This is a genomic window from Pseudoalteromonas sp. SIMBA_162, assembly GCF_046535955.1.
GTDB classification, from domain to species: domain Bacteria; phylum Pseudomonadota; class Gammaproteobacteria; order Enterobacterales; family Alteromonadaceae; genus Pseudoalteromonas; species Pseudoalteromonas marina.
In genome coordinates, this window is record NZ_JAWJBQ010000003.1 from 155,092 (window position 1) to 177,229 (window position 22,138).

Sequence of the window (22,138 nt, forward strand, 5' to 3'; positions counted from 1 at the left end):
TAAACAAAAATTTACACCATAAATAATTGATTATTTTACTTATCGGGTTATGTTAATTAACTCAACCATTAATATCGGCAGCTAGTCTCATTACTTTTGTTATTTAGCTTATTTTTATCTTTAATAGGTTATCAACTATAATAAGGACACCTCATGAAGCTTAGTCGTATTTTACCAATCACGGTTTTTGCATTAATGCTCAGCCCGCTTGCTGATGCTAATAATCAGCGCCGTATTGATGTAGACAGTAAAGTAGTCACCCAACACAAAGCTAAAATTAATGGCCAACGCTTTAATTATACGGTTGCCACAGGCACTCAACCCGTATGGGACGACAAAGGTGATGCCGTTGCTACGCTTCAATACACGTATTACACGCGCGATAAAGTTGAAGATAGAGCCAAACGCCCATTGCTCATTTCTTTTAATGGTGGCCCTGGCTCAGCCTCAGTTTGGATGCACTTAGCCTACACAGGCCCTCGCGTATTAAAAATTGATGATGAAGGCTACCCTATTCAACCCTATGGTGTTAAAGACAACCCGTACTCTGTGCTTGATGTTGCCGACATTGTTTACGTAAACCCAGTAAATACAGGCTATTCGCGAGTTATTGAAAACGAAAAAGGCGAAATGCTTTCGAAAGCTCAACAAAAAGACATGTTTTTTGGCGTTAACGCCGACATTAAATACCTTGGCGAGTGGTTAAATACTTTTGTAAACAGAACAGAACGTTGGCGCTCTCCAAAGTTTTTAATTGGCGAAAGTTATGGCACAACACGCGTATCAGGCCTTGCACATGAATTACAAAATAGCCAATGGATGTATATCAACGGTGTTGTATTAGTGTCACCAACAGACATTGGTATCAAACGCGAAGGCCCAGTTAAAGCGGCAAATCGCTTGCCGTACTTTGCAGCCACAGCGTGGTATCACAAAGCACTAAACGCCGACTTACAAGCAAAAGACTTAGATGAACTCCTTCCTGAAGTTGAGCAGTTTACTTTAAATGAACTAATACCAGCATTAGCAAAGGGCGGTTTTTTAGCGCAAGACGAAAAGCGTCGTATTATTAAAAAAATGGCTGAGTATGCAGGCCTTTCAGAAACCTTTGTCGATCAAAACAACCTCGATATCCCTACACAATTCTTCTGGAAGGAATTATTGCGTGACCGAGGACAAACAGTCGGCCGTTTAGACTCTCGCTACCTAGGTATAGACAAACGCGATGCTGGTGACTCACCTGACTACTGGGCAGAGCTGACTTCATGGTTGCACTCATTTACGCCTGCGATTAATTACTACCTACGCGAGGAGTTAAACTATAAAACCGACATCAAATATAACTTATTTGGTAACGTTCATCCTTGGGATAGAAGTGGCAATAATACCGGTGAAAACCTTCGTCTTGCGATGGCTCAAAACCCTTACTTGAATGTAATGGTACAGGCGGGTTATTACGATGGTGCAACTAATTACTTTGATGCCAAATACACAATGTGGCAATTAGACCCAAGTGGAAAAATGAAAGACCGTCTAAGCTTTAAAGGCTACAGAAGTGGGCACATGATGTATCTTCGCCACGCTGATTTAGAAAGCTCAAATAACGACTTAAGGGAGTTTATACAAAACTCACTACCTAAAGAATCTAGAGCAGCCAAATATTAAAATATTGATCAACCACCTATAAATGGCTTACCTGAGTCATTTATAGGTGAACACCCTTCCAGTTTTGCAATAACTTATTTAACGGTTAGTTCGCGTAAATTACAACTTCCAACTTTAATAACCGGTTCGATTGCGGTGTAGCTTTTAGTTTCTAACATTGTGCGTAAATTAACGAGCGTTTTAAAGGTACTTTTAAGCCCCACTTTATTGTATAGCCACGTTGGTATATTTCCCCCTGGTAAAGCATAAACCTGATACTCAACATTTAAATCTTCGCCCTTTTGTGTAAGTAACCAATGTGCATTTAGCGTTTTTATTCTAACTACCCGCTTAGTTAACGGTAACTCTTCAGGACGCGATTCAATAGAAAGCTTAGTTTGCTGAGGAGATAATCTTGAATAACACGAATAGGTAACGGCATCACGGTTTGCCACAGGCCAAGGGGAGTCGATATAGCTATAAACGAGGTTTTCTGAAGGGCTTAAAGCTTTAATTACACGTACCTTAGACGTGTTTTCAAGCCAGCTTGAAGCAATACGCGTATCACTTAATAGATCTAAAAAGTCATTGGCTGTTACATCTTCAATATTAAGCTGACCTTTTACAATAAACGTATCATCAGAGAATTGCTGATATTCAATGCTTACTCCTTGCTCGTTTTTATATAAAAACCAACTGGGCTCAGAGTAAGCGTTAAAGCTTAACAAAATAATTAATAAACTAATGCACTTTTGCATAGGGGTTAATTTGCAAAAGTGCTTTATCATCATTTTTGCCAATAAGGCGCTATGTCATAAGAAGCAAGTCTACTTTGCTCCATTGCACTGACTAAATATTCAGACTTTTGCTCAAGCCAAGATTGAATTTTTGCAAGTTGCTCATCGTCTTGGCCTGCGCATAATTGCTTTAAGTACTCAAGGGTACTGAGTTCATAAACACCATGCGAAATATCTAACCACGGCAACCTAAACTCAAGACGCTCTTCTTTATCGAACATCGATCCTAAGCAGTTACCACTTAGCAAGCTGTTTTCAAGCTGCATTCGTAAATTAAGGTAGTCAACTACACCTAGCGTTTGCTCTTTAGGCAATAATTGATGCAGGTTTTTCCAGTCTTTATTAAACAATCTTTCAGCAATAGAAGACACTGGATTTTCTGCAGCTTGGAGCTCTACCTGCCCCCAATCTTTTCGCCATTGCTTGTCAATCAACCACGTTGTTAACGAGAGCAATAAACGATTGTAACGAGCACTATGAAAAAGCGCATTAATGTCATCAATACTAGGCTGCAGCTCTTTTAAATCGTTAATAACTTGCGCCAAAGCTGGCGCCGCATTTATTTTTTTATAAAATGCATGGCGTTTTGACGTATAAGTTTTTAACTGAATTGCATTTTCTACCCATGCTAACTCACTCAAAAGCCACTTAAGCTCAGTACGAAGCTGTTCAGTACTGTCCTTAGAGACTATATCGTCAAACAACCAAAAGGTATGACGAATTAAACTAATACCATCAGTTACCCTTTTTAAGGTTTTTAAACTCGGTTTATCGAAGTAACACTGTTCATGCTTTTGCACAAACCGAATACCAAAGTTCATTGCTTCTTTTAAAGCGCTTTCTTGGGTTGCAGAGCGAGGAAGCTTAACAAAGCCAATCGACTTACTAGGCTTAAGCGGATTGTCGTCGGCTAAACGGTAGCCACGTGCTGCTTTTGAATACAAACCGAGTCGGATACAGTTTTGGCTAACTAAGATATCAGCCAAAGCAAACAGCTCATTGCGGCTGCCTTCAATTAATTCTATTTCCAACTCGCTGATCATCTCAACTTGCCCAGAGGCTGCGATTTCGCCTTTATCAAGCACCACTTCAATTTTTGCACCAGCTTGCGTTTCAATTAACCACGTACGGCGAATAAAGTTAGTGCTGAAAATAGGATACAAATTTTGTGAAATTGCATCTACTTGCATGCCATGTGGCCAAATATCAGCACTAAACGCCATTAAATTAGGGCGGCTGGAATCAATAGGTAAGTTATATTCTGGGCGCTGATGAAGGCCACCTACAACTTCGCCGGCAAGCTTGATAGTTTGTTCGCACTGATTGTCAGAACAACGGGTTCTAAAGCCAATATCAAGTGCTCGTAGTTCACGGCTTGGCGTATCATAATAGGCATTTTGCAAACTACGGGATGGTTTATTTATAACCGTTTTAGCAAATTGAGTAATTAGTGAGGGGATCAGTGGGACAACGGCATCTGATACCAAAAATTTCAGTTCTATCTCAGTATCCATTCGGTCTGCGGATTACCTTTAAAAAAAATAAGTAGTCAAAATAAACAAAGCGCTCTAACAATGCAAATTTTTTAGGCTTATTAAGTGCTTTAATCATGTCAGGGTTACAATATCAGCCTTGCTTTTAAAAGGCTAAATCCCTACTATCTTGCATTATATGTGAATTAAAAAACCATGTTCATAACGGACTCAGTAAGAACAACAAGGTAGATAAATGCTAAAACATTGTTTATTCGGGCTACTTTTAACAGCCACTACGTTTATAAGCTACGCACAAGATGAAGCACAAACAGCGAGCTCATCAGATGCAAATACCGCTTACGTTATTGATAATTTGTATACATTTATGCGTTCAGGCGCGAGCAAAAATTATCGACTACTTGGCTCTGTAGACGCAGGAACAAAAATAACCGTACTATCTAGCGAAGAAAACGGCTTTATTAAAATAAAAGACGATAAAGACCGCGAAGGTTGGATTGAAACTAAATTTATTTCTACTACACCTGGGTTACATCAACAATACCAAGTTTTAAGCAGCGAAATGAGCACCATGCAGGAAAATTTACGCCTTGCTCAAATAGAACTACCGCAGCTACAAAAACAAAACCAAACTTTAACCGATCAAAACCTGCAATTATCTGCGCAAATTACAAGCCTGCAAACAACACTCGCGCAAGAGCGCACGCAAAAAGAAGCCGCCAGTTCAAAAGAAAAACGCCAACTACTAACCTATGGCGGTGCGATTGCATTTTTGGGTCTGTTTTTGGGAATTATTTTAACCATTGTTTTGTCGCGCCGTAAGCGTTACGAAGGTTGGGCATGAATAAATAAAATGAAAATTGTTTAATAAAAAAGCCGCTACTTGCGGCTTTTTTATGGGTTTTTATTCGGCTAGAAAGTTTAAAGCAACAACAAACTACCTAAACCTAAAAAGGTCACAAACCCAACAATGTCGGTAACCGTAGTTAAAATAACAGAGCCTGATAACGCTGGATCTATTTTCATTTTGTCTAAAATCGATGGTATTACAACTCCCGCGAGCGAGGCCGCTACTAAGTTTAATAAAATAGCGACTGTAATCGTTACACTTAACATCAAATCGTTAAACCATAAGTAGGTAAGCAAGCCAATTACAAATGCCCACACTAAACCGTTAACAGCCCCGACTCTTAGTTCTTTTTTAAGTAACGCATTGCGGTTTGAATCAGTCACCTGCCCCAAAGCCAAACCACGCACGATAACGGTTAATGTTTGGCTACCCGCAATTCCCCCCATTGAGGCTACAACCGGCATAAGTACCGCTAAAGCAACCACTTGTTCTATAGTGGCGCCAAATAAACCAATAAACCACGATGCTAAAAATGCAGTGGCCAAGTTTATACCTAGCCAAATACCACGGTTTTTGGCACTTTTTCGCACACTGGCAAATAAATCTTCGTCCTCTCGTAAACCACCGGCCTTTGCGGTGGCTTCATCGGTTATTTCTTGGCGAAGTTCGTAAGCAGAGGCAATTGTTAATCGCCCTAATAATTTATTATCTGAATTTACAACCGGCATAGCCATTTGCTCAGAGTGAATCACCACTTCAGCAGCTTCATATAAATCATCGTCTGCATGCAACGATGAAAAATCATGATTTGCTAGTGTCATTAAATTATCGTTATCGTGTGCTTTGATAAGATCGTTAATGGCCACTTCACCAATCAAACTGCCTTTGCGGGTCACTAAATAAATGACTTCACTGTATTGCGGTACACCTTTAAATAAAAGCTTTTTTGCGCCACCAGCTGTTAACTTGTCAGACACTTTTAATATATCAAAACCTAGCCAGTGACCGAGTTGTTCTGGTGGGTATTGCTGTGCTAAATCGTACTGCTTGGTTTGCGCTTCATCTAATTGCTTTTTTGCATAGTCGACAAACCGCTCAGGTATAACTTCTTCTAATTCGAGTAGCTCTTCTACATTTACTTCATCAAGTAATTTAAATGCATCACTGTCATCAAGTGTTTGCAGTAACCATAAACAACTGTCAGGGCTTAAATTTACAAAAATTTCATGCTGTGTATCTTCGTCAAGCAATTGCCAAATTTCGAGTCGCTGCTCTTTGGGTATTGCTTCAAACAATAACGATAGATGCTCTGTAGAAAGTGTGCTTTGTGCGTCGATCAACAGTTTATTCTTACGTTCTGTGGTGTCGCATTGCAGTAAGTCGTTTATGAGCTGTGGAAGCTGATCTACCGGATACTCAATCATTAAAAAAACCTTAAAATTAAAAAGCACATTATTTACAGTTTACCTTCTCAATTAAAAATTGCAGGAAAAACCGTACTTTATTAAAGATGTGCATGCTATTTTTCGCATTGTATGGGCAAAGCAAAGACGGTACTAATTATTTTTATATAAATTAAAAATATGAAATTAAGGTATTAGAAAACATAAAGGGAAAGAAGTTGAGAAACTATGAATACTAAAGTACACAACCATTATGTATGTTCTAAGATGAGTGAGATTAAATTTCGATTAATAACCCTTCATCTTTTTTTACTTTTTCAATAACCATATAAGTATGGTGTGTGCCTACACCGGGGATATCAACTAAGTCTCCCAACACTTGTCTGTACTCTTCCATATTAGATACACGTATTTTTAATAAGTAATCGTAACCGCCTGCGACCATGTCACATTCTACAACTTGATCTATCCTTAATATGTGTTCTTTAAATACTTTAAATACAGCAGTATTTGAGGTAACCAACGACACTTGAACATGAGCCACTAAGCTTTGGTTTAACTTAGCTTCGCTTAATTTAGCATAATAACCCTCAATATAGCCTTCTTGCTCTAATCGCTTTACGCGATCAAGGCATGGGCTTGGGCTTAAATTAACCTGTTTTGCTAAGTTAACGTTAGAAATTCTGCCGTTTTTTTGCAAAACGTCTAAAATTGCTAAATCAATGCGATCTAGCATGCGTAATCTATTTGGATTTGTCATACAGAATTTTATGCGGATAAGTTAAATTTATGCCCTGTAAATTATCGTAAATCGACAAATTTAACCAGCATATTCTGCTGAATTTTATTTAGAATGCACTCTCAATATCACTGGTATTTTATTGGTAATTAAATTTACTTTAAATCTTAACACTGCTAAGGGTTGCTTATGTTATTCAACGGCGATTTAACAACTGACTGTCCTATAAGACAAAAAATCCGTGACTTTTACCGCATAGACGAAAATGCGGTTATCGATCATATTTTACCGCTTGCAGAAGTAGGCGTTAAAGCACGAAGCCGTGCTTGGGAAAGAGCTCGCCAAATTGTTTTAAATATTCGTAAAGAACAAGATGGTCAAGGCGGTGTAGATGCGCTACTTAATGAGTTTTCGCTTTCAAGTGAAGAAGGCGTCGTGTTAATGTGTTTAGCCGAAGCGCTGCTTCGCGTACCAGACAAAGAAACCCAAGAAGCCCTTATTCGCGACAAGTTAGCAAAAGGTGATTGGAGCTCTCATTTAGGTAGTAGCGACTCTTTATTTGTAAATGCATCATCTTGGGGTCTATTAGTAACCGGTAAAATGGTTAACTACACAGATAAAACCAAAGACCAACAGTTTGGTATGCTTAAAAAGACCATTGGTCGTTTAGGTGAGCCAGTTATTCGCAAGTCTGTGAACTTTGCAATGAAAATTATGGGCAAGCAATTCGTTATGGGTCGTACCATAAACGAAGCAATTGAACGTGCTGCCGATACAGAGCAAAAAGGCTATGTATACTCTTACGATATGCTTGGAGAAGGCGCACGCACAAGTAAAGATGCTAAACGCTACTTTGACAGCTATATGAATGCAATACACTCAATTGGTAAAGCGGCAAATGGCCGTGGTCCTATTAAAAGTCCGGGTATTTCTGTAAAACTTTCAGCTATTCATCCGCGCTATGAGTTCACTCATAGAGACCGAGTAATGTCAGAAATTGTACCTAAGCTAAAAGAGCTTGCTCTGGCTGCAAAGCAGTACGATATTGGTTTTACAGTAGATGCTGAAGAAGCTGACCGTTTAGATATTTCACTGGATATCATCGAAGCCGTATTTAGCGATAAAGATTTGGATGGCTGGCAAGGGTTTGGCTTAGCTGTTCAAGCGTATCAAAAACGTGCGATTTTCGTTATTGAATGGCTAACAGAGCTTGCTACGCGTGTAGGTCGTAAACTAATGGTGCGCTTGGTTAAAGGTGCCTATTGGGATACTGAAATTAAAACTACACAGCAAGATGGTTTAGATCACTACCCTGTATTTACCCGAAAAGCCACAACCGACGTATCATACAAAGCCTGTGCAATTAAAATGCTAGAAGCACGCGATGTACTATACCCGCAGTTTGCAACCCACAACGCATACACAGCAGCAACTATTTTAGAAGTTGCTAAAGGCGATAACACAGGGTTTGAATTCCAGCGTTTACACGGTATGGGTGAATCGTTATTTGACCAGATTGTAACTGAAGAAAAAATTCAATGTCGTGTATACGCTCCCGTTGGCCAGCACGAAGACCTATTGGCCTATCTTGTTAGACGTTTGCTAGAAAATGGTGCAAATTCATCGTTTGTAAATGCCATAGTTGATACCTCTAAGCCGGTCGAAGCACTGCTGCCAGATCCGGTAGAAACGCTGCAAGGGCTTCGCAACAAATACAATACGCAAATTAAAATGCCAATTGATTTATACGGCGAAGAACGCGCCAACTCTAAAGGCATGGACTTAACCGATATAAACGTTATCACCCCGTTTAAAGAAAACCTAGACAACTGGTTTAACGAGCACCTAATAGATCAAAGCCAAGTCCCTGATGGATCACTTGCTGTTAAAAACCCTGCAAACCATAAAGAAATTATCGGCCATGTAAAACTACAAAGCAGCGATGAAATGAAAACACTGCTTGCTAATGCAGAAGCTGCGTTTGAGCCATGGTCGCAAACACCGGTTAAAGACCGCGCTAATTTATTACGCCGCATTGCTGATATTTTAGAGCGTCATCACGACGAGCTCGTTGCTATTTGTATTAAAGAAGCGGGTAAGGTAGCACAAGATGGCATAGACGAAGTACGTGAAGCAGTCGACTTTTGTCGTTACTACGCTGCACGAGCCGAAGAACTCTCAGAAGATGAGCGCTTTGAAGCACGGGGTGTAATTCTGTGTATTAGTCCATGGAACTTCCCACTCGCTATATTCTTAGGCCAAGTGGCTGCTGCCATTGTTACGGGTAACACTGTTATTGCAAAACCGGCTGAACAAACAAGCTTAATTGCACTGCGTACCATTGAACTTATGCTATCGGTTGGCTTACCTGAGCACGTTGTGCAACCTGTTATTGCACGCGGTAGTGAAGTGGGTAAAACAATTGTTCCTGATGAACGTATTCAAGCGGTTATGTTTACAGGTTCAACTGAAACCGGCACACTAATTTCTCAAACGCTTGCAGCACGAAACGATATACAAGTGCCATTAATCGCCGAAACAGGTGGTCAAAACTGTATGATTGTTGACTCAACAGCACTGCCTGAGCAGGTTGTTGATGATGTTATAAGTTCTGGTTTCCAAAGCGCTGGTCAACGCTGTTCAGCACTGCGTGTATTGTTTATTCAAGAAGACGTAGCCGACGGCATCATTGAAATGATTAAAGGTGCCTTGGCTGAATTACATATTGGTGATCCGTCATTGTTATCTACTGATGTAGGGCCTGTAATCGATGAAAAAGCACTTAAAAACTTAACCGAACATGTTGAGTACTTAAAAGGCAACGCAACACTTCATTACGAATGTAAAATTCCGGACAACAGTGAAAATGGTGCGTACTTCTTTGCTCCTCGTTTGTACGAAATAAAAGACCTTTCTGTACTTAAGCGCGAAGTATTTGGTCCATGTGTTCATATTATTCGCTTCAAAGCGAATCAACTTGATGACGTAATTGATCAAATAAACAATACAGGTTACGGCTTAACAATGGGTGTGCATTCACGTATTGAAGAGCGTTGCGAGTACCTTGCTAAAATGTCTCGTGCAGGTAATGTATACGTAAACCGTAATATGATTGGCGCAATTGTTGGTGTGCAGCCATTTGGTGGCCGAGGTCTATCGGGCACGGGCCCTAAAGCCGGTGGCCCTAACTACCTACAGCGTTTGGTGAAAGAAAAAGCATCACCAGAAAACGTGCAAATGACAAACCTCACCCCAGATGAGCTTGACTTACACCACTACAGCGGTGCAAATGCCCAAGTAGAAAAGCTAATGGCTAATTCAATGCGCGATGAAAAAATTTGGCGAGCAACCCCGCTAAACGATCGTGTATCTGCTGTTCGTCAGCTACTAGCCAAAATTGCTACGGTTGAAATTATTGATGACCTTGCTGACGATTTAGCTTTAACGCTAGCAGATGCGCGTGCACAGCTTAATCGCCTCGAAAAGCATATGCGTAAATTTACAACGCTGCCTGGGCCTACGGGTGAGTCTAATACTCTTCATCTAGAAGCACGCGGCTGTGTTGTTTGTTATGCCGATAAGAGCACGTCTTTTAACTTTTGGGCGTTATCTATCATTACAGCCTTGGCCGCGGGTAATACGGTAATTACAGTTGCCTCTGAAATGTTTTACGAAGAAGCCGAAGCATTCAGAGAGAAGTTTATTGCTACAGGTGTTGCCGAAGGGGTGTTTCAAGTAGCCAAGCCTAATCAGTTACAAGCTATTTTGGCCCACCCTCATTTAGCCGGCGCAGTTGTTGCAGCGCGTTCATCTCGTTTAGGTTACTTCAGCCAACAACTTGCGCAACGTAAAGGCGCTATATTACCGGTGATCAGTTCTGAGTATTACGACACATTAATCAAACGTCTTATCACTGAAAAAACAATTAGTGTAGATACAACGGCATCGGGTGGAAATACATCCTTGATGACTTTAGTTGAAGATGATGATTAATTAAGCTAGTACTAATTACTTAATATGTATATAAAAGGCACCTTTAGGTGCCTTTTATCTATTTATAACGCGTAAAGTTTGTTACATTTAATACAGATTTGTTAGTTAAGCAGTAAAATTGAAAAAGCTCCCTGTTTCTAAATTACTCCCCGGAATGTTTGTGCAAAACGTTACAAAACAAACGGGCAGAGTAAAAATAAAAAGCCAAGGCTGGGTAAAAACCCAAACCAGTATTGATAAGCTAATTAAAGCGGGTATTTTAGAGGTCGAAATCGACCCAGATAAAACACTCACCGAAACAGTACCTGAAAAAGAACAAACCAAAGTACCTGCCACAAAAATAAAACGCGACCCTTGGCAAAAAACGCATAGTGCAGCTCAAGAAATGAATAAAGCTAAAAAGCTTTATGACGAAGCTAAAACACTGCAAGTAAAAGCATTTAAAGATATAAAGTCTGGCCTGAACATCGATATTGCTCCATTTAGAGAGCTTGCTAATGGGTTTATGGATTCAGTTTTTAGAAACCAAGATGCCCTAGCCTGCCTTACGCAAATGCGCCAAAAAGATGCATATTTGCTTGAGCACTCCATTAACGTATCTATTTTAATGGGTATTTTTGCAAAACACCTTAATATTGAAAAAGATATCATCGTTGAGCTTACAACGGGGGCCTTACTTCATGATATTGGTAAAATAAAAACGCCAGATGAAGTCCTCAATAAACCTGGGCGCTTAACCGAAGCCGAATTTGAAATAATGAAGCAGCATGCGGTTTACTCTAAACAAATTTTAGAGGAGTCAGGTTTAACTGGTATTGCTGTAGATATTGCAGGCATGCATCATGAACGCATAGACGGAACTGGTTACCCTTTTGCCAAAAAAGGAAGTGAAATAAGCCAGTATGTCCGCATGGCTTCTATTGTAGATGTATATGACGCCCTCACAGCAGAGCGAGTTTATAAATCGGGCATGGAACCCATCAAGGCATTTAAAATATTAAAAGATGGCTGCCCAGATAGCTTTGACGGCGCTTTACTAACTAAGTTTATTCAGTGTATTGGAATTCACCCTGTGGGCACATTAGTAAAGCTTTCAAGCCAAAAAGTCGGGCTTGTGACAGAAAGTAATCCCGCGATGCCATTAAAGCCGATTGTTAAAACCTTTTATAGTGCAAAGCACAGCCGTTATACAGAAGTGCTCGATATTGATTTGTCGAACAAGCGAATTGAAGACTCACTCGAAACAACCGTAAAAGCCGGCGATTTCAACATTGATTTAGAGCGTTTTTACAAAAACTCTGTATTACCTTAAATAGTAAAAATAAGCTCAATGTTACTCATTGAGCTTATACTTTTTGTTACTCTGGCCAATCCTGCAAGGCTTTTAAACTAAACTCGTAACCGTCAAAATCTATTACGCTTTGCTCAGGTGTAATTTCTTTTACCATTAATGCACCAATGCTCTCACCTTCGTGAAGCTCTCGCCCATTTAACTTTATCCAGCGTTTATCTGCACTTGATGAATAAATATGTGCTTGATACTTTATGCTAGGTAGCATGGCTTGTAGGCCATCTGGTAACAATTCGATAGGCTCTACCCGAGATGACGATTTAGAGGCCTGAGTTACCTCATAATCTTGGTTCTTATCGACATCTTGCACTGCCTGCGCAAACGCATTTTTAAGTGTAGTTGGCACAGCATCAAGCTCAGGGTCACTTTTAGGTTCAGCTTGCGTTACACCACTAATTGGCTTACCCAACACTTTATATTTACTCATATCAATAGTTGCTGACGACGTACTTTGAGTTTGTTCAAAACCGCCTTGGTTATAAGTTAACTGTGTATTTGAATTAAGTTGACCTTGGTTTGGCTGATTATAATTTTGCGTATTTACAAGCGAAGGTTGATTAAAAGTTTGTTGAATGCCACTGGCTGCAACTGTTGATGGCATTGGAATATACTGCCCAGTTGGCGTTAACAACATTTGCTGAATACCCGTTGGTGTTTGCACGTGCACTAACTGCCCTTCAATAGTCGCTGTATTGCTTGGCGCTTTTTCAGGTTTAGGCTTTACATTCACCTCAGCTTGTTCAGTGGCAGGTAATGCTGCTGTCTGTAACTCAGTCGATACTTGTTCATTACTTTGAGTGCTAACTACATTTGAGGGTTCAACAGAGCCAGGTGATTGGACCCATTTACCAAAAGTAAATCCGGCCGCCACCGTTACAAAGGCAACCAAGCTGCCCCCCAAAACAAAGGCTATACGGCGGTAGCGAGCGAGTGCTTGTTGCTGTTTTAACTGCTCCGACTGTAAATCGTATTGCTCGGCGCTCATATCAGCTTGTTGAGATTGCTTTAACGCATCTAATAAATAAGACATAAATCACCTAACTATAAAATAAAGGAAAGCCCAATACCTGCGGCAAACAAAACACCAAAAGCAAAGCAATAAATTAAAATCGATGGCGACTGCTCAGGCTTATTCGTTGTTGCAACAAAGTCAGAAGGTAGTGACTCTTGCGCAGATTGTTTAACAATTTCAGCATCAACAACAAGTTGCTGCTTCGAAAAAGTCCCCACTAAAGCTCGTTCACACACTAGATTCATCAAGCGAGGTATACCGCCTGTCATTTTATGAACCATCTGCATTGCATCAATCGAAAACAATCCTTTATCGCACCCAGCAATGTGTAACCGGTGCTTGATATACGCCACTGTTTGGCCTTGTGTTAAAGGTAATAAGTGATAACGCGCGGTGATCCGTTGAGCAAGCTGCCTTAACTCATTACGTTTTAGTAAATCTTGAAGTTCTGGCTGACCTACAAGCACGATTTGCAATAGCTTTTTGTGGTCGGTTTCTATATTAGTCAATAAACGAAGTTGCTCAAGCACATTGGGGGCTAGAAGCTGTGCCTCGTCAATAATTAAAATAGTATGGCCACCCGCCTTGTTATTACTCTCTAAGTGTTTTTTTATTATATCGGTTAAACTTTTAAGCGTCGCATTTTGTGCGTCATAACTAATTTTCAATTCATCGCAAATACTGGCTAACAACTCAAGTTCTGACAGTGCAGGATTATGAATCATCGCTACTTGTGTATTTTCAGGTAATTGCTCTAGCATGCTGCGGGTAATTGTTGTTTTTCCGGTGCCTACTTCGCCCGTTAGTAATACAAAACCACCGTCCTCACCCAATCCATAGGTTAAGTGTGCTAAGGCTTCTTTGTGGCGCTCGCTTAAAAATAAATAATGAGGGTTAGGCGAAATCGAAAAAGGTTTTTCGTTCAGGCCAAAATAGCTTAAATACACCGCGATGTTCCTTCGTAATTAAATCACCGCCTATAATGGCAAAAAAACGCGCACAGTAACATCGTTGTGGGCGCTTTATTGTTGAAATAAAGTAAATTTATGTAAAAACAAAAAAGCGCAGCTACAGAAGTGACCTTCAATAACTACGCTTTTTAATCAAACTTATTTGGTCTTTATTTTTCGTAGCGAACTAGGCGTAAATAAACATCACTGGTTTTAGAGCGTAAACTATTTAGCCCGCTGTCAAACTGATACACCCAGGCCGAACTCATATTGCTAACACCCGATGTGCTAGACCAATAGTTTTGAGATTTAGTGCCTAAAAAAACAACTTCATTTATGCTTGGCTCTGTACAACTGTGCTCTAAAATACTGGCTAGCTCTTTAATATTAGGCACCTGCCAATCATCATAATTTGCAGTTGTATCGTTAGTCGCGCCTCGTAAAGCTTCTTGCCACGTCACTGCAGGCGTAGACCCTTCGCACAGTAATGTTTCTGTATTATAGGTTTGAGAATAACTACAACGCTGCCACATTAGGCCAGTTTCAGTGTCAGATACTGTACCATCGGCATTAACGGTAAACCTATCGGTTGGGGTTGTTGTGTCAGCACCGCCATAACATGTTTGCGCAGCAACATTAAAACTAAAGCCAAAAACTATAAACGTATTTAATAATTTTAATTTCATAACGCCCTCCTATCGGCTTCTGACTAAACGAACATACGCGTTGTTTTCTTTTGGATAGGCAAGATCATTACCATTGCTCATATCAATAATATAAGCTTGCGATAAACTGGTGCCATCTGCTGCAGTTTGAGATGTCCAATAAGGTAAATTAACATTATCGATAGCACCCGCTTCTGGCATATTTGGAAAGAAAGCTAAGTCAATTAAAACGCTTTGCCCTTGTTTCCCATAATCAATTAACCCCAAAAGCTCTGTATACGTGGGTACTCGCCAATTTGTTCCCCCACAAAAATCGATAGCATTAACTTCATTTATATAGGTTTGTAGGCCACAGCTTGTGTCGTTAGGGCATGTTGTATTTGCTGTGCTGTCTGCATCGGTAGTTGTGTCGCCAATGTCCCAGTAATAGCTGTTTTGTGCATCCCGTAACGTTGTGTTTGGTAAGGTACCAGACGAAGGTGATTTAACTTCCCAAACAAGCCCTGTTACGTTGTCACGAATACAGCTAAAGTCTTCACTTGAGTCATCAACTTCATCGGCAAACTGATTAAGTTTTGTATAATCAAACGCGAGATTTCCAATGCCTGCTTTATCTATGCGGTTAGCAAAGCTATCTCGACCGAGCTCTGCGTCTTGCTCAGGAAAGTCATCACTGCCACAATTTATGCGCTGCGTATTGTTGTAACATTCTCCCATACCACTATCGTTTATCAGACCAAGCGCCTTTGGCGTTATATCAATAAACACAGTATCTGTATCGGTTCGTCCTTTCGAATCGGTAACGGTTACTTCAAAGCTAAGCGTGGTATTGGTGTCCACATCGGAGGCAAAAAAGCTAGATACACACTGTTTGCTATTGCTGAGTGTTTCGGCATTTCCGGTTAATTGTTGCCATTCACACTGGTATGTATCAGTAACTGTTTCGCTATTGCTTGCATCTAATGTTACCTGATCAAATTCTTCAACATTTTGATCATCCCCTGCATTTGCCGCAACCAATTCATTGGTTTTATTAAGGCTCATCGTGAATTGAGTACTGGCTTCACCACCCTCATCGTCTGTAACCGTTAAACGCCAAAGCAATGTCGTGTTTGCTTCTAATAAAGGGTGAGTAAAGCTTAATGTTGAATCATCAAAACTGGAAATATCTAAGTCAGGGCCTGATATAAGTTCCCAAAAATAGCTATTAACCATCCCATTTTCATCCGGATCACTGGAATCAACGCCGCTCAGTATAATGGTATCTTGGTATACAGAAGGGAGTGTATCTGGTGCTGTTTGTGTTATTACAGCAATAGGGAGCTGATTATTAGAGCTAACCGAAATTAAAACGTCGTCACTTACTGTGCTATTGCCAGTGCTTTGATAGCTGACCCTTAGTACAATTTCACTGTCTGCTTTAACATCAGGTGCCGTAAGTGTTTGCTCTGCGCCTTCAAGTGGAAAGCCGTCTATACTTGGCCCACTTACTTGCTGCCACGTAAAAGTACCGTCGGCAGGAGAGCCTTGGGCGGTAATTGTAAAATCAATTTTTTCGATTACTTGTATGTCTGGACCAGCATTCACAGAGGATTCAATATTTGTGGTACTGTCACCACCGCCGCCACCGCCGCATGCTGTAATAAAAATGCAGGAAAAAAGAGGGATTAACGCTAACGCTTTCATTCGTAGCACCTTGTGTGTCAAATAATTACCATGAGGTAATCACAAGCAAAAAAGGTGCCACTAAAGCTTACATGTAGGCGTCTTGATGGATACGAACGAACAATTTAGTGCCAACTTTGCTGTAATCAACTTTATATTCACGACCATCTAACGACTGAATAAATACTAACTGTTTTTCTTCACCAAATACTTCAGCGCTGGTTATATATACCATTTCTAGGTAACGGTCTTTTGCGTCGCGTCTATTTTTTGGTAGCTCCTCTTTAAACGGCTCTAATCCGTTTTGAGTCACTTTAATTCGTGGCTGATTTTCAGCGTTAACAATCACTAAATCAAGTTTTTTGTCTTTATGTATTATGGTATTACGACCACTTTTTAAAAAGGCTCTTTCTTGGCTCATTGTCTTTTCCTACAGTCGCAGTTTAATCTTTAAGCTGCGACGCTATAAACTGATGTGGCTCGCGCTTCCACTTATTTAAATTAGCGCTAAAAGCCCAAATATCTGTATCTAGTACACTGGCAGGTAGTAATAAATCATACCCTGTTAGCAGCTTGAGGTGCTTAGTTCTGTTTGCAAACATTGCTATTAAACCATTATAGCTAATTCCGCGCGCAGATCGATGTTGTGTATCTTCTACTAACCATTCTGATGGGCAATTGCCATTTTTGCAATGATTTTGAACAACCTGCATAAAAAAATGTCGTTGTTCTATAAGTAATTTACCCGCAATTCTAGGAGTTATACTCATTAAAAACTCATCAATATCATTTAGCTTTAGCCCAACCGCGTTTAGCTCTAAGTACTCAAGGCCTTTTTCTACTTTTGGAACACCACAAGAATGAAAGTTTTTATAAGATAAACACCAGCCCCCATATTTATGCCTATATTCAATAGCAGACTCGCTCAAAATTAAGCTGTAATAAGGTTCTTGGGTTTTTAAAAAACCCACAAAAGTAGCCCCAATGCAGGCACTGACTAAAAAAATTTCAACAATGCTAATAGTGCCTGATTTTAGTAAATTAAATGCCATAATAAATACTAAGCCAATAGCGCCTACTATCAATATTTCAATGCCATTGCGTGCACCTTTCGCACGGTAATTAATACGCTTTTTAGTATGTTTATCCATATTGATAAAAAACCATATAAAATATAAACATAATAATAGCCCATAAAATCACTTTTCTGGCTGTCATACAGGTCTTACAAGATGTTTTAAAATTCATATATTTATCGCTTTAATTAAACAAAAACCGGTACACCTCTTTAATATTACTTACTTTTACGCTTAACGCACAAAATTATGAGACACATAACAGACTTTATCCGGTCTTATTTCGTACAATACTTATAATTAATTTTCAGGTATGAAAACGATGTACTCTAGACAATCAGGCAAAGCTCTTTTTCCATTCATTATTACACTACTTTTAATATTTAGTGTTTATTTATACTTACCCTCTAGCCATGGCGAACAAGCTAATTTTTCTAACATGTCTACACAGGTTTCTGCACATACAGTAACTTCGCAAGAAAACGCTGTAATGATAGAAGCAATTGGTAGCGCACGCGCAAATCAAGCTATTTATATCAAAAGCGCACAAAACGACTACGTTACCGACATATTTTTCAAAGATGGTGACTTAGTGAGTAAAGGTCAAAAACTTGTGCAACTGCAAAGCAGACAAGAAGAATTGGCCGTTGAAGAACTCAGTATCAATTTACAAGAAGAAAAGCGTCAGCTTAACCGCCTTACAGAACTATCACGTACACAATCTACAGCAAAATCGCTTTTAGAAGAGCAGTTATCTGTTGTAGACGCGACCAAGTCACAATTAGAAAGTGCTAAAACAACGTTAAGCGAAATGACCATTCGTGCACCTTTTTCAGGTTTATTAGGAAAACGCGAAATATCTATAGGCGCTTATGTTAATAATGCAACCATACTCACTACCCTTGATGATATTAGTATTATAAAAGTAGACTTTAAAGTTCCTGAAAAATATTTAGCGCAACTAGCCATTGGCATGAAAGTATTAACGCAAAATGACGCTTACCCTGGCCAAACATTTACAGGCAAAGTCACGCATATTAGTTCGCGTATTGACGCTGTTACACGCAGCATTGAAGTGACCGCTAGTTTTGCCAATAAGTCTGGCTTATTACGCCCAGGCATGCTGCTAAATACCGCACTTGAGTTAAGTACAAGCCAAGCACTTATGGTGCCAGAAAAGGCCGTTATACCACTGCAAGATAAACACTATGTGTTTAAAATTACAGATGGCGTAGCCAACAAAATAGAAGTACATGTTGCAAGCAGAAATAACGGTTGGGTAGCTATTGATGAAGGCTTAACCGATGGCCAGCAAATTATTACTGAAGGGCTGATTAAAATTCGCTCGGGCAGTAAAGTTAGCGTTAAGGGGTAATACGTGAAAATTACCGACACTAGCGTTAAACGCCCCGTTTTTGCGATTGTAATTAACTTATTGCTACTAACCTTTGGTTTAGTAGCATTTAGCATGTTACCGCTACGCGAATACCCTGACATTGAAACTCCGATTGTAAATATTAGCACCTCATATACCGGGGCATCAGCGGAGATAATCGAAACTAAAATAACCCAAGTTATCGAAAACCGTATATCGGGTATTGAGGGTATTAAAAGTATTAATTCGTCGAGCCGTAATGGTCGCTCAAACATTACTATTGAATTTAATATTAGCCGCGATATAGATGCAGCATCTAACGATGTACGTGAACGTGTTGCACGTGCACTCGACAGCCTACCTGAGCAAGTTCGTCCGCCTGAGGTATCTAAATCAAACAGTGATGAAAGCCCTATTGCATGGTTTGTACTTAATAGTGAAACCATGGACTCATTACAGCTTTCTGATTATGCACAGCGCTTTATTGTTGACCGCTTAGCCGTTGTGGATGGCGTATCTAATGTGCGAATTGGCGGCGAGCGTCAATACGCTATGAAAATTTGGTTAAACCGCCAAGCAATGGCTGCGCGCGGCATAACTTCAAGCGACATAGAAAACACTCTGCGCACAGAAAATGTTGAGTTACCTGCTGGTGAAATTGAATCAATTGATCGCGACTTTACGGTACGTACGGCCCGAAGCTACAAAGATCAGCGCGACTTTAAAAATTTAGTTATTAAACGTGGTGAAGATGGCTATTTAGTTCGCCTTGGCGAAGTAGCTGATGTTCAACTAGAGGCCGCCGACGACGAAAGTTTGTTCCGTGGTAACGGCCGCAACATGATTGGCCTGGGTATTGTAAAACAAGCTAAAGCAAACACATTAACCGTGGTAGACAACGCACGTAGTGAGCTTGAAAAAATCAAACGAAACCTACCTGAAGGCACAACAATTCAAGACAGTTACGACTCGTCTGTATTCATTAAAGAATCGATTAGCGAAGTATATAGCACGCTTGCCATTTCAATGGGCTTAGTTGTTTTAGTGATATTTTTGTTTTTAGGCAACATTCGTGCAACGCTTATTCCTGCTGTTACTGTACCGGTAGCCTTGGTAGGTAGCTTTATGTTTTTGCTCGCTATGGGGTATTCTATCAACTTACTAACCCTACTTGCGTTAGTTCTTGCTATTGGCTTGGTTGTTGATGACGCCATAGTAATGCTTGAAAACATTCACCGTCGCATAGAGCTTGGTGAGCCACCATTGCTTGCAGCGTACAGAGGCGCACGAGAAGTAGGTTTTGCAATTGTAGCAACAACATTGGTGCTTATTTCGGTGTTTGTTCCTTTAGTATTTATGGATGGCCGAATAGGCGCGTTATTCACCGAATTTGCAATGGCTGTAAGCGCAGCGGTTTTTTTCTCAAGTGTGACCGCGCTTACGCTTGCACCAGCATTGTGTTCAAAAGTTCTAAAAAGCGCCGACAAGCCTAATAAATTCAGCCAATGGATGGACCGCCAGTTTACTAAATTAGAGCGCAGTTACCGTCATTCACTTTCAACAAATATGACCAAAAAATGGGGCTTGTTAGTCAGCTTAGTTTTAGCGGGTTTTGTGAGTTATTCACTTTTACTGCAAGTGCCATCAGAGCTAACACCTAAAGAAGACCGCGGCACCTTTTTCATTATGATGAGCGGGCCTGAGGGTGCTAGCTACGAAAATAATGCCGCCAATATGGCAAAAATTGAAGAACGCCTTATGCCTTACTCTGAGTCTGGCGAGCTAAGCCGTGTGCTTGTTCGTGTTCCTGGCTGGGGCGGTAGCGGCGGTGTTGCTATTGTTGGTATGGCTGATTGGGACAAACGCAAGCGCTCTACGTGGGAAGTAATGGATGAAATTAGTGGCAAAATGCGCGAAGTCACCGATGTACGTGCGTTTGCTATTATGCGCAGAGGTATTGGCGGTGGCGGTTCATCTCGCCCTATTGAATTTGTTCTACAAGGTAATGATTATGCTCAGCTTGCCGATTGGCGTGACCGCATTATCAAACGTGCAGAACAAAACCCAGGCCTTGTTAGAATCGATCATGATTACAAAGAAACATTCCCACAGTTTTTAGTAAGCATTGATAAAAATAAAGCGGCCGATTTAGGAGTGTCTGTGTCTGATGTTGGTCGTACACTCGAGACCATGCTGGGTCAGCGTCGTGTGACAACCTTTATAGATAGAGGTGAAGAATACGATGTCATTTTGAAAGGTACTAAAGAAGACTTTAATAACCCGACCGATATTTCAAATATATACCTTAAATCACGCAGTGGTGAGCTTGTTCCGCTAGACAGCCTAATTAGCTTAAAAGAAGAAGCAACGGCCTCACGCTTAAACCGTTACAACCGTATGCGCTCAATAACCTTAAGCGCAAACTTAGCCGATGGTTACACACTCGAACAAGCACTTAACTTTTTAAACAATGTTGCCGCAGAGGAAAATGATATTGACGGCGCAATAGACTACAAAGGTGAATCTCAGCTTTATTACGAAGGCGCATCAGCAATGACCTACGCATTTGTATTAGCGCTAACAGTCACCTTTTTGGTATTGGCAGCGCAATTTGAAAGCTTTATGCACCCATTTGTAATTATGCTAACAGTACCGCTTGGTTTAATGGGCGCGATGTTTGGCCTTTGGTCTACCGGACTTACGCTTAATATTTACAGCCAAATTGGTATTGTTATGCTCATAGGGTTAAGCGCTAAAAATGGGATACTCATTGTTGAATTTACCAACCAATTACGCGACAAAGGTGTAGAATTTAGCGAAGCAATATTACAAGCGGCTACACAACGTTTACGCCCAATAATAATGACATCGCTAACAACGGTTATGAGCTCAGTGCCATTGGTATTAGCATCAGGCCCTGGCGCTGAAAGCCGTATGGTAATTGGTGTTGTGGTATTTACCGGGGTTATTGTTTCAACGCTACTTACTTTATTTGTTGTGCCAGCAGCGTATTATGCGCTTGCTCGTAACACACAATCGCCTGAATATTTACAACAAAAACTTAATAAACAAGCAGCCGAAAAACCGCTTGAAGAGATCTAAGCAAGCTAACGCGTCGTAACCTT

The 22,138-nt window shown here is 40.4% G+C and carries 16 protein-coding genes; 6 read left to right on the plus strand and 10 right to left on the minus strand.

The features are described from left to right. Positions 1-153 precede the first annotated feature (153 nt). Positions 154-1,665, plus strand: a complete 1,512-nt coding sequence (locus tag R0J88_RS03515; RefSeq protein ID WP_410899089.1) for a S10 family peptidase — start codon at positions 154-156, stop codon at positions 1,663-1,665. A gap of 74 nt (positions 1,666-1,739) precedes the next feature. Here R0J88_RS03515 and R0J88_RS03520 read toward each other — a convergent pair whose 3' ends face one another. Both R0J88_RS03520 and R0J88_RS03525 read right to left on the minus strand, forming a co-directional pair. Next, on the minus strand, positions 1,740-2,432 hold the full coding sequence (locus R0J88_RS03520) for an START domain-containing protein (RefSeq protein ID WP_410899141.1): 693 nt from the start codon (positions 2,430-2,432) through the stop codon (positions 1,740-1,742). Beyond that, positions 2,432-3,955 carry a CYTH and CHAD domain-containing protein gene (locus tag R0J88_RS03525; RefSeq protein WP_248519165.1) on the minus strand — a complete coding sequence of 508 codons (1,524 nt, stop codon included), beginning with the start codon at positions 3,953-3,955 and terminating at the stop codon, positions 2,432-2,434. Before R0J88_RS03525 ends, R0J88_RS03520 begins: the two co-directional genes overlap by 1 nt. 214 nt (positions 3,956-4,169) lie before the next feature. Between R0J88_RS03525 and R0J88_RS03530 the strand changes: the two genes are divergently transcribed. Then, on the plus strand, positions 4,170-4,778 hold the full coding sequence (locus R0J88_RS03530; protein ID WP_006791519.1) for a TIGR04211 family SH3 domain-containing protein: 609 nt from the start codon (positions 4,170-4,172) through the stop codon (positions 4,776-4,778). 77 nt (positions 4,779-4,855) lie between these two features. Here the strand turns inward: R0J88_RS03530 and R0J88_RS03535 are convergent, their stop codons facing one another. After that, the gene (locus R0J88_RS03535) at positions 4,856-6,208 is read right to left on the minus strand and encodes a magnesium transporter (RefSeq protein WP_010556981.1); all 1,353 of its coding nucleotides are present in this window, start codon (positions 6,206-6,208) and stop codon (positions 4,856-4,858) included. A 256-nt stretch (positions 6,209-6,464) separates the two neighbouring features. After that, complete coding sequence (locus R0J88_RS03540) at positions 6,465-6,947, minus strand: winged helix-turn-helix transcriptional regulator (protein WP_410899090.1); 483 nt, start codon at positions 6,945-6,947, stop codon at positions 6,465-6,467. A gap of 168 nt (positions 6,948-7,115) precedes the next feature. Between R0J88_RS03540 and putA the strand changes: the two genes are divergently transcribed. Together putA and R0J88_RS03550 are read left to right on the plus strand one after the other, a co-directional pair. After that, positions 7,116-10,919, plus strand: coding sequence for a bifunctional proline dehydrogenase/L-glutamate gamma-semialdehyde dehydrogenase PutA (gene putA, locus R0J88_RS03545; RefSeq protein ID WP_410899091.1), 3,804 nt, complete (start codon positions 7,116-7,118; stop codon positions 10,917-10,919). Between the two features lie 118 nt (positions 10,920-11,037). Next, on the plus strand, positions 11,038-12,231 hold the full coding sequence (locus R0J88_RS03550; protein ID WP_410899092.1) for an HD-GYP domain-containing protein: 1,194 nt from the start codon (positions 11,038-11,040) through the stop codon (positions 12,229-12,231). A 46-nt stretch (positions 12,232-12,277) separates the two neighbouring features. Here R0J88_RS03550 and R0J88_RS03555 read toward each other — a convergent pair whose 3' ends face one another. The 6 genes from R0J88_RS03555 to R0J88_RS03580 all read right to left on the minus strand — a co-directional run bounded on the left by R0J88_RS03555 (position 12,278) and on the right by R0J88_RS03580 (position 17,713). After that, positions 12,278-13,300 carry a general secretion pathway protein GspB gene (locus R0J88_RS03555; RefSeq protein ID WP_410899093.1) on the minus strand — a complete coding sequence of 341 codons (1,023 nt, stop codon included), beginning with the start codon at positions 13,298-13,300 and terminating at the stop codon, positions 12,278-12,280. A gap of 11 nt (positions 13,301-13,311) precedes the next feature. After that, positions 13,312-14,229 carry an ExeA family protein gene (locus tag R0J88_RS03560; protein WP_410899094.1) on the minus strand — a complete coding sequence of 306 codons (918 nt, stop codon included), beginning with the start codon at positions 14,227-14,229 and terminating at the stop codon, positions 13,312-13,314. Positions 14,230-14,402: 173 nt separating this feature from the next. Then, positions 14,403-14,918 carry a DUF1566 domain-containing protein gene (locus R0J88_RS03565; RefSeq protein WP_410899095.1) on the minus strand — a complete coding sequence of 172 codons (516 nt, stop codon included), beginning with the start codon at positions 14,916-14,918 and terminating at the stop codon, positions 14,403-14,405. Between the two features lie 9 nt (positions 14,919-14,927). After that, positions 14,928-16,583 (minus strand): PKD domain-containing protein, encoded by a 1,656-nt coding sequence (locus tag R0J88_RS03570; protein WP_410899096.1) that lies wholly within the window; start codon positions 16,581-16,583, stop codon positions 14,928-14,930. 67 nt (positions 16,584-16,650) lie between these two features. After that, positions 16,651-16,983, minus strand: a complete 333-nt coding sequence (locus R0J88_RS03575) for a hypothetical protein (protein WP_410899097.1) — start codon at positions 16,981-16,983, stop codon at positions 16,651-16,653. A gap of 22 nt (positions 16,984-17,005) precedes the next feature. Then, on the minus strand, positions 17,006-17,713 hold the full coding sequence (locus R0J88_RS03580; RefSeq protein ID WP_410899098.1) for a DUF2982 domain-containing protein: 708 nt from the start codon (positions 17,711-17,713) through the stop codon (positions 17,006-17,008). A gap of 247 nt (positions 17,714-17,960) precedes the next feature. On the opposite strand from R0J88_RS03580, the gene R0J88_RS03585 reads away from it, so the two are divergent. Beyond that, entirely contained in the window at positions 17,961-19,013 is a 1,053-nt protein-coding gene (locus tag R0J88_RS03585) for an efflux RND transporter periplasmic adaptor subunit (RefSeq protein WP_008129354.1), read from the plus strand. Positions 19,014-19,016: 3 nt separating this feature from the next. Beyond that, positions 19,017-22,115, plus strand: coding sequence for an efflux RND transporter permease subunit (locus R0J88_RS03590; RefSeq protein WP_410899099.1), 3,099 nt, complete (start codon positions 19,017-19,019; stop codon positions 22,113-22,115). Positions 22,116-22,138 lie beyond the last annotated feature (23 nt).

Bases quoted from the DNA above. Each gene is read 5' to 3' on its own strand.
- R0J88_RS03515 (WP_410899089.1), top strand. From the start codon at position 154: ATGAAGCTTAGTCGTATTTTACCAATCACGGTTTTTGCATTAATGCTC.
- R0J88_RS03520 (WP_410899141.1), bottom strand. From the start codon at position 2,432: ATGATAAAGCACTTTTGCAAATTAACCCCTATGCAAAAGTGCATTAGT.
- R0J88_RS03525 (WP_248519165.1), bottom strand. From the start codon at position 3,955: ATGGATACTGAGATAGAACTGAAATTTTTGGTATCAGATGCCGTTGTC.
- R0J88_RS03530 (WP_006791519.1), top strand. From the start codon at position 4,170: ATGCTAAAACATTGTTTATTCGGGCTACTTTTAACAGCCACTACGTTT.
- R0J88_RS03535 (WP_010556981.1), bottom strand. From the start codon at position 6,208: ATGATTGAGTATCCGGTAGATCAGCTTCCACAGCTCATAAACGACTTA.
- R0J88_RS03540 (WP_410899090.1), bottom strand. From the start codon at position 6,947: ATGACAAATCCAAATAGATTACGCATGCTAGATCGCATTGATTTAGCA.
- putA (WP_410899091.1), top strand. From the start codon at position 7,116: ATGTTATTCAACGGCGATTTAACAACTGACTGTCCTATAAGACAAAAA.
- R0J88_RS03555 (WP_410899093.1), bottom strand. From the start codon at position 13,300: ATGTCTTATTTATTAGATGCGTTAAAGCAATCTCAACAAGCTGATATG.
- R0J88_RS03565 (WP_410899095.1), bottom strand. From the start codon at position 14,918: ATGAAATTAAAATTATTAAATACGTTTATAGTTTTTGGCTTTAGTTTT.
- R0J88_RS03570 (WP_410899096.1), bottom strand. From the start codon at position 16,583: ATGAAAGCGTTAGCGTTAATCCCTCTTTTTTCCTGCATTTTTATTACA.
- R0J88_RS03575 (WP_410899097.1), bottom strand. From the start codon at position 16,983: ATGAGCCAAGAAAGAGCCTTTTTAAAAAGTGGTCGTAATACCATAATA.
- R0J88_RS03580 (WP_410899098.1), bottom strand. From the start codon at position 17,713: ATGGATAAACATACTAAAAAGCGTATTAATTACCGTGCGAAAGGTGCA.
- R0J88_RS03585 (WP_008129354.1), top strand. From the start codon at position 17,961: ATGTACTCTAGACAATCAGGCAAAGCTCTTTTTCCATTCATTATTACA.